14 protein-coding genes and 1 riboswitch are annotated in these 14,712 nt (G+C 30.3%); of the genes, 1 reads left to right on the top strand and 13 read right to left on the bottom strand.

The window, feature by feature from the left end:
* Positions 1-72 precede the first annotated feature (72 nt).
* Positions 73-1,440, top strand: coding sequence for an MATE family efflux transporter (locus RSA29_RS12465; protein ID WP_346941976.1), 1,368 nt, complete (start codon positions 73-75; stop codon positions 1,438-1,440).
* Between the two features lie 175 nt (positions 1,441-1,615).
* Here the strand turns inward: RSA29_RS12465 and RSA29_RS12460 are convergent, their stop codons facing one another.
* The 13 genes from RSA29_RS12460 to RSA29_RS12400 all read right to left on the bottom strand — a co-directional run bounded on the left by RSA29_RS12460 (position 1,616) and on the right by RSA29_RS12400 (position 14,653).
* Entirely contained in the window at positions 1,616-2,443 is an 828-nt protein-coding gene (locus RSA29_RS12460) for a class I SAM-dependent methyltransferase (protein WP_346941977.1), read from the bottom strand.
* A 152-nt stretch (positions 2,444-2,595) separates the two neighbouring features.
* A complete protein-coding gene (locus tag RSA29_RS12455) occupies positions 2,596-3,360 on the bottom strand; it encodes an ATP-binding cassette domain-containing protein (RefSeq protein ID WP_346941978.1) in 765 nt (254 codons plus the stop codon).
* Positions 3,335-4,288: an ABC transporter ATP-binding protein gene (locus RSA29_RS12450; protein ID WP_346941979.1), complete on the bottom strand. Its 954-nt coding sequence runs from the start codon at positions 4,286-4,288 to the stop codon at positions 3,335-3,337. Before RSA29_RS12450 ends, RSA29_RS12455 begins: the two co-directional genes overlap by 26 nt.
* A gap of 187 nt (positions 4,289-4,475) precedes the next feature.
* Positions 4,476-5,312, bottom strand: a complete 837-nt coding sequence (locus RSA29_RS12445; protein WP_346941980.1) for an ABC transporter permease — start codon at positions 5,310-5,312, stop codon at positions 4,476-4,478.
* A gap of 1 nt (position 5,313) precedes the next feature.
* On the bottom strand, positions 5,314-6,261 hold the full coding sequence (locus tag RSA29_RS12440) for an ABC transporter permease (protein ID WP_346941981.1): 948 nt from the start codon (positions 6,259-6,261) through the stop codon (positions 5,314-5,316).
* Complete coding sequence (locus RSA29_RS12435) at positions 6,261-7,847, bottom strand: ABC transporter substrate-binding protein (protein WP_346941982.1); 1,587 nt, start codon at positions 7,845-7,847, stop codon at positions 6,261-6,263. Before RSA29_RS12435 ends, RSA29_RS12440 begins: the two co-directional genes overlap by 1 nt.
* Positions 7,848-7,966: 119 nt before the next feature.
* A riboswitch (cobalamin riboswitch) is annotated at positions 7,967-8,155 on the bottom strand.
* A gap of 272 nt (positions 8,156-8,427) precedes the next feature.
* Positions 8,428-9,243 carry an ABC transporter permease subunit gene (locus RSA29_RS12430; protein WP_346941983.1) on the bottom strand — a complete coding sequence of 272 codons (816 nt, stop codon included), beginning with the start codon at positions 9,241-9,243 and terminating at the stop codon, positions 8,428-8,430.
* Between the two features lies 1 nt (position 9,244).
* A complete protein-coding gene (locus RSA29_RS12425; RefSeq protein WP_346941984.1) occupies positions 9,245-10,132 on the bottom strand; it encodes an ABC transporter ATP-binding protein in 888 nt (295 codons plus the stop codon).
* Positions 10,133-10,284: 152 nt separating this feature from the next.
* Positions 10,285-10,728, bottom strand: a complete 444-nt coding sequence (locus RSA29_RS12420; RefSeq protein ID WP_346941985.1) for a hypothetical protein — start codon at positions 10,726-10,728, stop codon at positions 10,285-10,287.
* 14 nt (positions 10,729-10,742) lie between these two features.
* Positions 10,743-11,180 (bottom strand): LytTR family DNA-binding domain-containing protein, encoded by a 438-nt coding sequence (locus RSA29_RS12415; RefSeq protein WP_346941986.1) that lies wholly within the window; start codon positions 11,178-11,180, stop codon positions 10,743-10,745.
* 338 nt (positions 11,181-11,518) lie between these two features.
* The gene (gene rbr, locus RSA29_RS12410) at positions 11,519-12,055 is read right to left on the bottom strand and encodes a rubrerythrin (protein WP_346941987.1); all 537 of its coding nucleotides are present in this window, start codon (positions 12,053-12,055) and stop codon (positions 11,519-11,521) included.
* Positions 12,056-12,157: 102 nt separating this feature from the next.
* A complete protein-coding gene (locus tag RSA29_RS12405) occupies positions 12,158-13,300 on the bottom strand; it encodes a hypothetical protein (RefSeq protein ID WP_346941988.1) in 1,143 nt (380 codons plus the stop codon).
* A 264-nt stretch (positions 13,301-13,564) separates the two neighbouring features.
* Positions 13,565-14,653 carry a GerMN domain-containing protein gene (locus RSA29_RS12400; RefSeq protein WP_346941989.1) on the bottom strand — a complete coding sequence of 363 codons (1,089 nt, stop codon included), beginning with the start codon at positions 14,651-14,653 and terminating at the stop codon, positions 13,565-13,567.
* Between the last annotated feature and the right edge of the window lie 59 nt (positions 14,654-14,712).

The raw sequence follows: 14,712 nt of genomic DNA, 5'->3' as shown, positions 1-14,712 counted from the left end.
TAAACTAAAATGTTCCTACTACAGATTAATAGTAAGAACTTTCGAAATATTTAGTCATCAGAGGTGGTACTTATGGGAATTAACCCAAACATTTTTTTAGACAATAAACCTTATAGAATTCTTCTTAAATTTGCAATACCAGCAATATTTTCATTGTTTGTTGCAGAACTTTACAATATGGTAGACACAGTATTCGTTGGAAGATTTATCGGTCCTAACGCAATAGGTGCATTAACTGTAGCATTTCCTATTCAACGTTTTCTTATCGCCATGTCATTTTTAATAGCAATAGGTGCTTCAACCTATGTTTCTAGATTTTCTGGAGAAAAAGAACCTAAGAAAGTTAAAGGAACTATAATAAATTCAATAATAATTATTATACTAATTCAAACTATAATTCCATTTATATTGTTTTTATTTAGAGGAACTATACTTTATAAATTAGGTGCTAGTGATGTTACCTACGGATTAACAAATTCTTACGTGTCTATAATTTTTCTAGGGGCACTTTTCCAAGGTCTTACTATTGTTTGTTCATATATAATGACTGCCCTTGGTAATTCCAAAATTGGACTTTACGCAAACAGTATAGGTGCAGTTTTAAACATTATAATCGACTATTTACTAGTAGCCCATTTTTCAATTGGAATAGCAGGTGCTGCTATAGCAACTGTATTTTCTCAGTTTATAGGCTTACTATTTGTACTTTATAAATTTAAGGATGTAATTAAACACTTTGAAATTAAATTCTCACTTAAACAAATTATATATAGTATAGATATATCATTACTTAAAGGGTTAGTTGCAGTAGGATTTTCAACCTTTGTTATTGAAATTTCAGATGCCGTGGTAGCTGTAGTTTTAAATAATCTATTAATAGTTGAAGGTGGCGATGCTGCGATAATAATTGTAGGAGTAATAACTAAAATATCCATGTTTATGTTTATAGCTATAATAGGTATCAGTTCAGCTATGCAGCCAATCGTTGCCTTTAACTTTGGAGCTGGCAACCATTCTAAAGTGAAGAGTGTAGTTAAAGCCTCAATAAAAACTGTAACTGTAGTATCATTAATGTTCAGCGCAATCTTAATGTACTTTGCTCCTCAAATGATAAGTTTATTCTTAACTGATGTATCCTTATTACCTGAGGCGGTTCGTGCCCTTAGAATATGTATATCACTACTTCCTTTAGTTGGATTCTATTATGTAGGAATTTACTACTACCAAGCTATCGGAGAGGCAAAAAAAGGATTCAGATTATCTTTATTCAGACAGTTGATAGTATTTATACCTTTAGCTGTAGTTTTTGTAAATACATTCGGGATTATGGGTGCATGGATTGCATACCCAGCATCTGACTTAATATCCGCAGTGTCATCTTTCTACCTACTAAATAGCACTTGGAGAAAAGGTGAAAATATAGAAACAATACCAGTATAGAAAAAAGTGGCCGTCTCAGAGTAGCCGGCCACTTTTTTCTAATTATACTTAACTTTTTCATAAACCTAAGTAGTATAAATTTTAGTATCGCGAAGATTTCCCAATAATCAAAGCCGACTTTTTCAAAAATTTATAATTGATGGAAAGCCTTATCTGCACCGATTAATTAATCTTATTAATCTACCGTACTGTTCCAATATATTATTTCTACCTTTGTTTTGTGAGTAAATATATACTTGCCCTCAACCTTTTTAAAGTTTCTTTTCACAAAATCATGTATTACTGATTTTTCCTCTATATTTCCAATTTCAGCTTTTATTCTTCCATATATATCTTCTAAACTTTCAAATTCAATTTCACTTTCAACATCTATATACTGTATATTTGCGCATATGTTTAAAGAATGAAGAATGTTTGGTATATAAATATAATCTAAACAAGTCTTATCGTTAAATCCTAAATTCATATATAAATCATTAAAAAAAGGTTTCTGTATAGTGCGAACTATTATTACCTTTTCTCTAGCCATGTTATTCATTTTAATAAGTGCATCTCTTATATTCCATATTCTATATAATGAATTTACTGATAAAATATAATCAGATTTTTCTATATTTACATCTCCCCATTTCCCCACCACAGTTTCTATATTGGTAACATTTAAGTCTTTCGCTTTACTCTTAAGAATTTCTAACATATCACTTGAAAAATCAATTGCTACTATTTTTCTACACTTACTTGCTAATGGAAGTGTAAACTTTCCCGTTCCCGGTCCAATTTCAATCACCTCTTTATTTTGAAGAATTAAATTACTTGTAAAATTAAATACATCCTTAGAATAGTCATAAAGTGTAGGTCTATTATCATATTTGGGCGCTAATACCTTCCAGAAATCCCTCTCTATATTATCATCGAAAGCCCTCTCCCTAGCATAGCCATCCTTCTCTTCCATATATTTTTTCCAAATTTTTTCATAATCTATTTCCCTATAATTCAAACTCATAATTTACTCCTTACACTTAGTAATTTTATTACACATATACCTTACACTGTAATAATTCTTAAAATTTAGTTCAATATATTCACTCAACCTACTACCTTAAATTATTTTATTACGCACTTTGTTATAACTAAAATTCACTTTGTATACTATTCTTAAAAACTAACAAAATCCTCTATAAGCATCTTTGTATATTCATTTGTAGCATCCTCATACAGTCTATCTGCTTTAATAGTCTCAACTATTTTTCCATTCAACATTATAGCTATATCGTCACTAACCGCCCTTACCAAATCTATATCATGAGATATAAATAAGTACGTTATTCCAAACTCCTTTTGTACTTTTCTTAAAACTTGTATAACCTGTGCCTGTACAGATACATCGAGCATGGATGTTGGTTCATCTAAAATGATAAATTTTGGATTGAGAAGCAATGCTCTAGCAATTACAACTCTCTGTATCTGACCACCACTCACCTGATGCGGATATCTTGATAATATTTCTTCACTAACTCCTACAAATTTTAAGTAATATTTTATTAATTCTTCACTTTCTCCATTTTTATAAGTCCTATATATCTTTAATGGTTCAATTAAACTATTCTTAATAGTCTTCTTCGGGCTTAGTGCTGAATCTGGATGTTGAAATATTATTTGCATATTTCCTCGAAGTTCTCTCATTTGTGAAAAACTATAATTACTTATATCTTTTCCACTAAAAAATATTTTTCCGCTATCAGCCTTTATTAGTTTTAAAATAACTCTAGATAATGTTGATTTACCACATCCACTCTCTCCAACTAATCCCAATGTTTTTCCTTCTTCTATTTCAAAAGAAACATTGTCAATAGCTTTTATTATCCTCTTATGTATTAATCCACTCTTAAATTCCTTACTTAAGTTCTCTACTCTTATCATAAAGAAAGCACCTCACTTTAGAACTATCAACAGAGTACATACCAGGTTCTTCGTTCTTACATCTCTCCCTTGCATACTTACATCTAGGGTTAAATCTACATCCGTTCGGTAATTTTGTTAAGCTAGGTGCCATTCCTTCTAATGGAATTAGTTTTCTGCTTGGTTGCGCATCTATTAACCCTTTAGTATAAGGATGCTTTGGATAATTAAATATTTCATAATTACTTCCCTGTTCTAAAACTTTACCAGCATACATAACTACAACTTCATCACATAGCTTCCTAGCAAGCATTAAATCATGTGTTATAAGAATCATGCTAACTCCACTATCTGTCTTTAGCTCTTTGAATACGCTATATACTTGCTTTCGTATAATTGCATCTAATCCTTTAGTTGGTTCATCTGCAATTATCCAGTTAGGATTTAGTGCCATACCCATAGCTGTTAATGCTCTTTGGCTCATTCCACCACTTAGCTGAAAACTATAAGAGTTATATACACTCTCAACACTTGAAAATGAGAACCGCTTTAAAACATCTAAAGCCTTTTCTTTACAACATTTTTTATTTTCATGATAATAAAACAATTCATTAATGTGCTCTCCCACTTTTAGAATAGGATTAAATGCGGTTGAAGGATTTTGTGGTATAAGCGCTATCTCTTTCCCTCTTATATTGCGTATTTTTTCACTATCCATAGATAATAGGTCTTCATCTTTATAAAAAACACTTCCGCTTCTTTTAGCATTGCTGGCAATAAGATTTAGAATCGAAAGCCCTAAAACTGATTTTCCACTTCCAGTTTCTCCAACTATTCCAGTAATTTTTCCGTGACTGAAAACTAAATCTACTCCATCTACAGCCCTTACCATCCCTTCTTTTGTATAAAAATGAACTACTAAATCTGATATTGTTATATCTTTGTCCATGATTTTTTCCCTTTCAAAGACATTAATTTCTTTATCTTATACTACGTCTTCATTATCTTATGATTAAACTTATATATTTAATTTGAAAATGTTTATACCCTATTTAATTACCATTATAAATGTCTTACTAAATCTATCTCCACATAAATACATCCATAATTATATATATTTTTTCTATATTACCCTCTTATAAATATTGACTAAAAAAATCTCTCTTTTCATCAAAAACATCTCTTAATGCATCCCCTATCAAATTTATGCTAGAACAAAGCATCAATATGCTACATCCAGGGGCTAATAGAAGATGAGGATATGACCTAAAGTAAGTTTTTGCATCATTAATCATAACTCCCCAATCTGCTTGTGGTGGTTGCATTCCTAGCCCTAAAAAGCTTAAAGAAGCCATAGATAATACAACTTTTCCTATTCTAATTGTGAAAAGCACAATAAATGGTGCAAAAATATTAGGAAGTATATAATGTATTATTATATGAATATGGCTAGCTCCCAAAGCCCTAGCTCCTTCTATATATTTTTCTTCCTTCACCTTCAAAACCTCTCCACGTACTATTCTTGAAAATCCCGCCCAAGAAGTTACAACGATTGCAATTAACAAACTTCTGATTCCAGGACCTAATACTCCTGCTATAGCCATCATAAAACTTAACCCTGGCAATCCTTGAAATATAGTTACCACAACCTGAATTATATTATCTACAACTCCTCCACAGTATCCAGAAATAAGGCCTATAACTGTTCCCATTATCATAGTGCACACTGTTGCTATAAATGATAGAAATATAGATACCCTAGCTCCATGTATAATTCTACTTAAAACATCTCTTCCTAGTGCATCTGTTCCAAGTAAATGTGCCTTAGATATTCCCATTAACCTCTTAGTCATATCTACCTTATTTGGATCATATGGTGATAAAAATTCTGCAAAGACTCCTGTAAATACCATTATGATAAGTATTATAAATGATAACTTGTAAATCCATGAAATACGATTAAATTTATCCATTCTACTCCCCTCCAAGTCTCATACGAGGATTAAGAATTAAGTAGCATAAGTCTACAATCAAATTAAAACCCACAAAAATTAATCCTGTAAATACCACATACCCTTGAACTACTGGGTAATCTCTACTCATTATTCCTTTTATAACATAACTCCCCATGCCAGGAATACCAAAGATAACTTCAACTACTGTGGAACCACCTAAAATACCCCCAAAATAATTTCCTAGTAATGTTACTATTGGCATTAATGAGTTTAAAAATGCATATTTAAATGTGATAACTCTTTCTGTTAACCCCTTTGACTTTGCCGTTATTATATAATTTTGACCCAATGCATCTATTAGCGTTGCTCTATGCAACCTCATAATTGTTCCAATAGTTCCTGCTGCCAATACAAACCCTGGCATGATAAGATGTTTAATTGTTCCGTATCCACTTGTCGGTAGCCATCTAAGCTTTTCACAAAATATACTGAGCATAATAATTGCTATCCAAAATCCTGGCATTGATGATAAAATTAGTGATATTATCCTCCCTATCTTATCAGTAGTTGAATCCTTCTTTAATGCCATAATTACGGCTAATGGTATAGAAATAACTATTACAAAAAACATTGCCATTAATGAAACAGAGAAGGTTATTGGAAGCCTTCTCTGTATTTCTGTCCTTATTGGTGTTTTCGTTATATATGACACACCTAAGTCTCCACTCAGTGCTTTTTTAGTCCACTTTCCATATTGCACTAATATATTTTCATTTAATCCTAGTTTTTCTCTAGCCTCATCTATCTCCTCTTGTGAAGGTGCAGATATGCCATCCATGCTTAAATATTCAACTGCTGGATCTCCTGGCGCAATCACCCCTAGCATAAAAGCTAAAAATGTTATTCCTATTAAAACAGGTATAGTCATTATTAATCTTTTAATTAAATACTTGAATGAATTTTTCACTATTTATTCCACTCTAGATTAGATAATGTAGTTCCATAAATTGTAGCTTTATAACCAGTTATTTTCTTGTTGTATGCAATTAAGTTAACATCTTCAAATAGAGGTATGCTTGATGGATTATTCGCTGATATATCTTGAAGTTCATCATATATCTTTCCTCTTTCATCTAAATCCATAGTTACTTTTAATTTTTCTATAAGCTCATCTGCTCTTTCATTTTTATATCCTAAAGAATATGCCTTATTGCTTGAACCTTCACTTCTCATATAGCCATCAAATATAGTAAAAGGCTCTGCATTTGGAAGACCTTGAGTATGAAGTGCCATGTTATAATTCCCAGTCTTTTGCGCTTCCTTGAATGCTGCTCCATCAAGTATAGTAATAGTAGAATTTAACCCAACTTCCCTTAAAACAGATTGAAGGTATTCTGCTACTGATTTATATGGATAACGGTCAACCCCATAAGATGGTATTATAAATTCTAACTCTATAGTTTGTCCATTTAACTCTTCTTTAATAATCTCTTTTGCTTTCTCCGGATTATAAACTGATTTTATTTCTTTAGCAAAAGGTGATGCTTGATTTAAAATATTTATTGTTGGAGTACCATGTCCACCATAAAATTCATCAACTATGGTTTGTCTATCTATTAATAAGCTTAATGCTTCTTTTATTTTAGTATTGTTAAAAGGTTCCTTAAGTCCATTTACAGACATAAATTGAGTAATTGTTGAAATTGATGTAGAAGTCTCAAAGTTTTCATCCTTTAATAGTTCTGTAGCAAGTTCCGGAGTGATAGCTCCTAAATCCATAACACCCATAATCTCTTCAGACTTTAATGCTGTGTAACGAGTTTGAGAATCTGGTATTACCTTTAATCTAATATTTTTAACTTTACTCTTTTCTCCATAATAGTTTTCATTTCTTTCAAGTAATGTGAATTGGTCTTTTTCACGGTCTATTATTTTAAATGGTCCAGTTCCTTGGGCAATTGTAGTAAAATCTCCTGTAACTACATCGAAACACTCTGGACTATACATAGCACTTCCAAATCTAGCCATATTGTATATTAATGTTGATATAGGCTCACTAAACGTAAGTTTAACTTCATAATCTGACACTTTTTCAAAGCTTTCTAAGTTTGGATATGTTTTATCCACATTGAAAGAATAGAACGGTGAACCCTTAGTTTTCATATTTGTATATCTTTCAAAGTTCTTTATAACTGCATCTGCATTTAAATCTACTCCATCATGGAATTTTACACCTTCCTTAATTTTGAAAGTCCATTCCTTATAATCCTCTGTATTTGACCACTTTTCAGCAAGTTCTGGAGTTGGAGCTCCATCATCACCTAACCCTATTAATGGTTCCCAAACATATAATATAGAACTTGTATAATAAGCATCTGTTTCTCCTGGTGCTAAATCTCTAGCAGCTGCTAATACAACTTCATTCTCTTCATTTAATTTACTTGCACCTTCATTTCCATCTTTACTTCCACTTGCACATCCTGTCAATACTAGCGCAAATACAATAATTGCAAGTACAATGATCATTAGTTTGTTTTTGATAATTTTTCTCATAATCTTTATCCCCTTATTTTAAATTAGAGCAATAAAAAAAACTCTAGCAAATTGCTAAAGCTACCCATATCATGCTTATAGTTTTAAAAGATGTAAACTCAGTTGCTCCCCCTGATTCTACAATTACTAATATCTAAGATGGGTATTCTGACTTACACTTCTTCCGCCTTCTACCCTTCCCAGAAAAAAATCCAGTGGTTATGTAGAACTTGTCCATGATTACAGTGATGGGTTCGTGACGGAATTTAACCGTGCTTCCCTTATCCTAAATACGTTTATTTACTTTTACCACACTTATGATATAATGTAAAACGATTTTTGTCAATATTTTAAAAATATATATAATACAAAACATTTGAATAACTATAAATCTAAGTCCCAATACAACATCAAACATTATAGGTATATCCTTGCTAAAACCTTAATTCACGATTTTAATTTTGGAGGAATACATCCCTTATTAGTCCAGATTTATTAGAATATTTCTAACTTAATAAGTGTGAACTATTCCAATTACAAAAGTAGGAGCATAAATTTAAACTTATGACCCTACTTTATAATATTAAAACCTACATATATTTTATATTGCTAAATCCTTCTTATTATAAATAACATAAGTTATTACAATAGATACAACTATTATTCCTAATCCTAAAAGCACAAATTTCATATCAAATCCATCTTTTATAATATTTGCCGGTGCTACATATTCAAATGGAGACAAATATAAAAACCCTTTTAAACTCTCTTTCAACTTTCCAATGACACCTAAAACATAGGTAGTAAAAAATATTCCTAAAGAAATAGATATTGCTTGTTTACCATTTTTCAGCAGCACTGATATTAAAAACCCAACTGCCATAAATATATATCCCAAAAATGCCATTCCTATAAGTATAGTCTTCACATCTACAATTAAAGTCATAATCTCCACATCTTCAGGCTTAACTATAATGGAAACCCCCATGGTAATAGCTCCGACTATAATCATAAATATCATAAATATAGCTGCTGAAGATAATAATTTTGCAGTTACTATCTTACTTCTTGTAATTGGTTTTGAGTATAAAAACTCAATAGTTCCCTCACTTTCTTCCTTAACTAGTGCAGACACACCAAGTATTGCTCCATAAACTCCAGCAGCCATTGCTATATATTGAATTACATACGCCGTATAATCTGCAATCTTACTAAAATCTACAGCACCACTAATATTAAATGCTTCCATCATAGCTGGTGGAAATGCATCTAACTTAGTAGAAATTAATTCTTGGAGTCCGCTATCTTTCATACTTGGATAAAAAGACATAAACATTATTATTAAAAGTCCACAGGCTATACCCCATATAATTGCTGCTTTCAAAAGCCTTCTAAATTCAAATTTAAACACATTCATATTACTTATCCTCCCCACTTATATAATAATCCATAAAGGTATCTTCTAATGTATGCTCACCTATTAATAATTTCTCAACTTTAAACTTAGACATTGATTTAATTAAATCATCAATATTTCCCATATAGCTAAATGTAATCTCACCCTTATTATTTTCTATTACTTCACCTTTATTATCTTTTATAACTTTTTCATCTATGCCATCACCCTTTAGTATAATTTTAAATCCAGACTTTTTAGCAATCTTGCTAACTTCAAGAACATCAATGATTCTTCCAGCCTTAATAACCGCTACTCTATCACATAAATTTTCTACTTCGACCAAGTTATGTGAGGATAAAAACACTGTTGTTCCCTTAGCTTTCTGTTCCTGTAATATATCAAAGAGCTTCTTTTGCATAAGTGGATCTAACCCATTTGCAGGCTCATCTAAAATAAGTAGCTTTGGATTATGAATAAGCGCTTGAACTATTGCAACCTTTTTTTTATTTCCAAGACTAAGTTCACTCATTTTTTTATCTAAATCCACCTCTAGATATTCACATAACTTATCTATTTTTTCCTGACTACAGCCTTGATAGAATGTTGATGAATACTTAATAATATCCTTAACCTTAGCTTCATCGTAAAATTTTATTTCACTTGGTACATATCCAATCTGCTTCTTTATTTCACTGCTTTCCTTAATTATATCCATTCCGAAGATCTTACCTTCACCATCAGTCGGGAATAAAAAATTTAAAATAGTACGTATAGTTGTAGATTTTCCAGCTCCATTAGGACCTACAAACCCAAATATTTCCCCTTCTTTTACTTGTAAGCTTACTTCTTCTATACCCCTACTTTTTCCATAACTCTTTGTAAGTTTCTTTGTTTCAATAATATACATTTCTCTTCCCCCATTTTTATTATTTCACTATATCTTAAGCTACTTTCCATTACTCTTACATTTACTACACCAGCTTTACTTATCAATATTCTCTACCTACCTTTTACATATATTACAATTTGATTTTTAATATACATAGACATAAGTTTCCATCACAATTTTTCCTTTGAACTCTTATATATCTTAAGCTTTTCATTAAACTGTTCTCCCGTAGCCTTATTATATATTGAAATAGACCATGTAAATGCCAAAAACCATGCTGTAAATATTACCAATGAAATGCCTATGTTTTTTATACTTCCTACATCAAACCAATTAAAATACATTGCCCATAAATATCCCATTATCACCAATATTACATAATGAATAAATATCTTTGTACAAGTTTTTGTTTTAAATAAAAAATTTGATGTATATATTAGATATTGTAATCCCGTTAAAATTATAGATATGATTAGCATTTGCCATATTAACCCCAATGATATGTTGTCTATTCCAAAGAATGGAGCCATTAGTGTATATGTTATAATCTCCCCTGCAAAAAAAACGCTTGCTATAAGTTTCATTTCTGTTGAATTTTTAATTAAATCTCTCATAACTCTATCCTCCTTTAAAAGTTTAACTTACTTTTAAGTTTAGGTACGTATTGCCTCGATACAACTAGTTTCTCATTATTCTCTAATAGAACCTCTAACCTTCCACCAAACATATGAGTTATATTCTTAATTTTTGCTAGATTTACTATATTGGATTTTGATCCTCTAAAAAAATCTGTACTCTCAAGCTTCTCTTCTAGTTCATATAATCTAAGATGGGTTTCGTAAATTTCCTTATCCATATAGATAAATGTCTTTTTGTCTACTGATTCAAAATAAAATATTTTATCTATATCTAAAATGAATACTTGTCCATCTCTTATACCCTTTATTTTTTTATCTAAAGCCTTAATTTCAGCTATAATTCTGGATACTTTATCATCCTCCACTCTGCAATTTATAATAATTTCAATATCCTCAAATTCCTCAAATTCATTTACTATAATCCTCATTCAAAGCCTCCCATTCACTACCCACTTTAAGTATATAAGTTGAATTTTAATAAAACAACAAATTTATACTAAGTTGCATAAATATAGCACTAAGTTGCACTTCAAATAAAATTGAAAACCTTGTGGATATTATAAATCAACCAAAGCCTCCGATTCTAACCTTTCCCAAATTATCTATATGATTATTATTGTAATAATGCTACTGCTGTTAGTCATAGAGTAAATATAAACAAACTAAAAACCACACTAACCTATGAACAGCCCCCCGTCTACTTGACAGGGGGCTGTTCACTAAAATGATTAATGTGGTTTTATATCTATTCTACATTACATATATTTTAATAATTTTCACATTTTCTTTCAAAATATGCTTTTGGATGAGCACATACAGGACATGCTACTGGTGCATCTTCACCTTCATATATGTATCCACAATTACGGCATTTCCAACCTAGTGGCGCTTCACCATTAAATGTTTTTCCCTCACGTAGGCTATTTAGTAATTTCAAATAACGTTCTTCATGAGATGCCTCAACTTCTGCAACAAGTTCAAACTTCTTAGCTAGTGCTTCAAAACCTTCTTCTCTAGCTTCCTCTGCCATATGCTTGTACATATCTGTCCATTCATAATTTTCACCAGCAGCTGCTGCCTCAAGATTTTCTTCTGTTGTCCCAATTCCATGAAACTCTTTAAACCACATTTTAGCATGTTCCTTTTCTTGATTAGCTGTTTCTAAAAAAAGTTCTGCTATTTGCTCAAATCCAGCCTTTTTAGCTACTGATGCAAAATAAGTATACTTATTTCTAGCCTGTGACTCACCACTAAATGCCTCCATTAAGTTTTTCTCTGTTTTTGTACCCTTATACTTAGACATATAACTACCTCCAATAATCTATAAATTTTAAGATATCTAATATTTATTATCTTAGTATAAGATTAACACTACGATTAATTACTGTCAAATTTCAATTGTCAGTTACTTTTCTATCACACTTATTCCTTTGTCATTTACTCTTTGTATAAACTCGTCCTTATCTTTATCCTTAAATTTACAATTTTCTAACTCTATAATACTCAAAGTCTCTGACTTTAAAACTTCATCCATATTATCAATATTATCAATGTATATATCTGTTAAATTAAGAGTAGTTAACTTAGGAAATTTATCTATACCTTCGAAGTTAATATTTTTTGCAGAAACAATATCTATAGTCTCTATCTTCTTATGTCCCTGCAATTTATTTATTTCTATATTTCCACCTTCAATATCTAAAACTTTTAAGTTCGGAAAAGCTTCAAGTCCTTGAAATTCACCCTCATTAGGGTATATAATTCCTAAGGTTTCTAGTGAATTCATTGTATCTAACTTTGAAATTTTATTCAAATCTCCATACCACACAACCATCTTATTTAAATTACTTAATTGACTTATGTAAGAATAATCTTCAATTTTTCTAGCATCCCATATATATATACTCTCAATATTTTTCATATTTTCTATACCTTGAAGCGTATTCACATTTCGATCATAAGGTGTTGATAACTCTTTTATATTTAATAAATCCGACTCTTTTATCTTTCCCTTAATTAAATTTTCTTTTTTCACATGTATATATAAACCATTATCCTTTATAATATTGTCCATATAAATATAATAATCTAAAGATAAAAAACCTAATATGAGTATTAGAACACATGCAGTCTTAACTTTTTTACATCCGGACTTACTCTTATAATTATTGAATAATAAGACAACTGTTATTACTATTATTGTAACAATATTTATAGGTATATTAACTCCCATTTCAATTAATATGTAAGAAAAAAAGATCATAGTTGGAATTAAAACTATTGATTTATCCGCAGTATTATTTTTTATACTCCAAATTGCTATCCCGGAAAATAAATAAAGAAGTGAAATATACACAACTTCCATCCATATCTTCGTATGAATCCCTATAATCTCAGCTATCATTAATCCAATTATAGTTACCAGCAAAAATATTTCATTAATCATAGTATATTTTTCATTTTTATTTTTTGTATTATTATTGCAATTACTGTATTGTCTTGGATTCATGTATTTTAATTCCTCCCCATACCTCACGTTATATTCCATTGTCAGAACCTTAATTAATGCTCTACCTGATAGTTAATAGAACTACACAAATATTGTATCACACTTCTCAATTGTATTGTACTTAATATTATGAACTGAATTAACTCTTCATCTACAACTAAAATATACCCTATATCGTAGACAATTTTAAAATTATCTATGATATAGAGTACATTTCTCAGTTTATTTTTACACTAATTTAAAATCAATTTATAGTTATTAAGGTCATTTGAAAACATTTTAATAAAAATTTATTATTAATAACTATTTACCTTCTACAATACCATTAAAATCTACTTTAAACCCTTCCCCATTAGATTTTATTATATGGCCTGAACTATAAGGTTTTCCTTCTATTGTTATATATACTTCTTCCACACTATAATAATTTCCTAAAGTATTAGCTATGCTTTGAAGTAACATAAGCTCTGGTCCTGATCCAAGATTCATATCCTTTACAAAGCTACTTGTTAAATCTACATGAACTCTACCATCATCATTTAGATATAAACTATTAATAGTTACATTTGAACTAAATAGAGTTCCTTCATCATTTCCCGGAAAATTTTTAAATATATTTTGCAATATTAGCTTAGTTATATCATTAGTATTAAATACAATCTCCTTATCCTGATAGTGAATTTTATCCACATTAATATTTGGATAAAAAATTCTCACTGTTTGAGTCAACTTTGCACCCTCTTCAATTCCTTGTAATGTTGATGTGATTTTCATATTGTCCGAGTCGCTAACATATTTTACCAGCCCTTTATTAATAGCATAGTAATGTAAACTCTTCTCTCCACTTTTTTTCTCTGTAGTTACCTCAATAGTGCTATAGTTACCACTCGGTGTTGATATCTGTACATCTACACCAGATATATATCGCTTACCACCATCTGGTAATGTCCAACTGGTTCCCTTAACTAATGGTTCCTTTAATAAAATTTCACTAGAATCTGATTTTTTAGTTGTAAAATTTTCTCTATAATAACAGGTATTCCTTTTAAATGTTTGTATCAATTCTCCATCCTTAACCTGAAAAACATTTACTGTTTCAGTTCCACCATTATTACTTCTTATTTGAAACTTATCTCCAGCTACATAATCTACATAGGCTACATACTCTGCATACTCATGATTTTCTCCTTTGTAGCTATATTTCACATTTTCCTTAATTTGAATGTAATCATTTATTTTATATTTAGGGACTTCCACGGCTTGTTCATTACTGCCAACTTGAGAATTATTATTTACATTTCCATCATTACTTACAACGTTATTTTTAACCTGACAGCCAGTTAAAAATATTCCTATGGATAAAATAATTACATATGCCAATTTTTTATTCATTGTATTTCCTCCTTAACCTGCTATATACTATACATTATATATTATATACGCATTTGAAT

This window comes from Clostridium sp. (genome assembly GCF_036660475.1).
Classification (GTDB): Bacteria; Bacillota; Clostridia; order Clostridiales; family Clostridiaceae; genus Clostridium_J.
This window is presented reverse-complemented; position numbering and strand designations above follow the sequence as displayed.

Excerpts from the sequence above, each read along its gene's own strand:
- RSA29_RS12465 (WP_346941976.1), top strand. The coding sequence starts at position 73 with ATGGGAATTAACCCAAACATTTTTTTAGACAATAAACCTTATAGAATT.
- RSA29_RS12460 (WP_346941977.1), bottom strand. The coding sequence starts at position 2,443 with ATGAGTTTGAATTATAGGGAAATAGATTATGAAAAAATTTGGAAAAAA.
- RSA29_RS12455 (WP_346941978.1), bottom strand. The coding sequence starts at position 3,360 with ATGATAAGAGTAGAGAACTTAAGTAAGGAATTTAAGAGTGGATTAATA.
- RSA29_RS12450 (WP_346941979.1), bottom strand. The coding sequence starts at position 4,288 with ATGGACAAAGATATAACAATATCAGATTTAGTAGTTCATTTTTATACA.
- RSA29_RS12445 (WP_346941980.1), bottom strand. The coding sequence starts at position 5,312 with ATGGATAAATTTAATCGTATTTCATGGATTTACAAGTTATCATTTATA.
- RSA29_RS12435 (WP_346941982.1), bottom strand. The coding sequence starts at position 7,847 with ATGAGAAAAATTATCAAAAACAAACTAATGATCATTGTACTTGCAATT.
- RSA29_RS12430 (WP_346941983.1), bottom strand. The coding sequence starts at position 9,243 with ATGAATGTGTTTAAATTTGAATTTAGAAGGCTTTTGAAAGCAGCAATT.
- RSA29_RS12425 (WP_346941984.1), bottom strand. The coding sequence starts at position 10,132 with ATGTATATTATTGAAACAAAGAAACTTACAAAGAGTTATGGAAAAAGT.
- RSA29_RS12420 (WP_346941985.1), bottom strand. The coding sequence starts at position 10,728 with ATGAGAGATTTAATTAAAAATTCAACAGAAATGAAACTTATAGCAAGC.
- RSA29_RS12415 (WP_346941986.1), bottom strand. The coding sequence starts at position 11,180 with ATGAGGATTATAGTAAATGAATTTGAGGAATTTGAGGATATTGAAATT.
- rbr (WP_346941987.1), bottom strand. The coding sequence starts at position 12,055 with ATGTCTAAGTATAAGGGTACAAAAACAGAGAAAAACTTAATGGAGGCA.
- RSA29_RS12405 (WP_346941988.1), bottom strand. The coding sequence starts at position 13,300 with ATGGAATATAACGTGAGGTATGGGGAGGAATTAAAATACATGAATCCA.
- RSA29_RS12400 (WP_346941989.1), bottom strand. The coding sequence starts at position 14,653 with ATGAATAAAAAATTGGCATATGTAATTATTTTATCCATAGGAATATTT.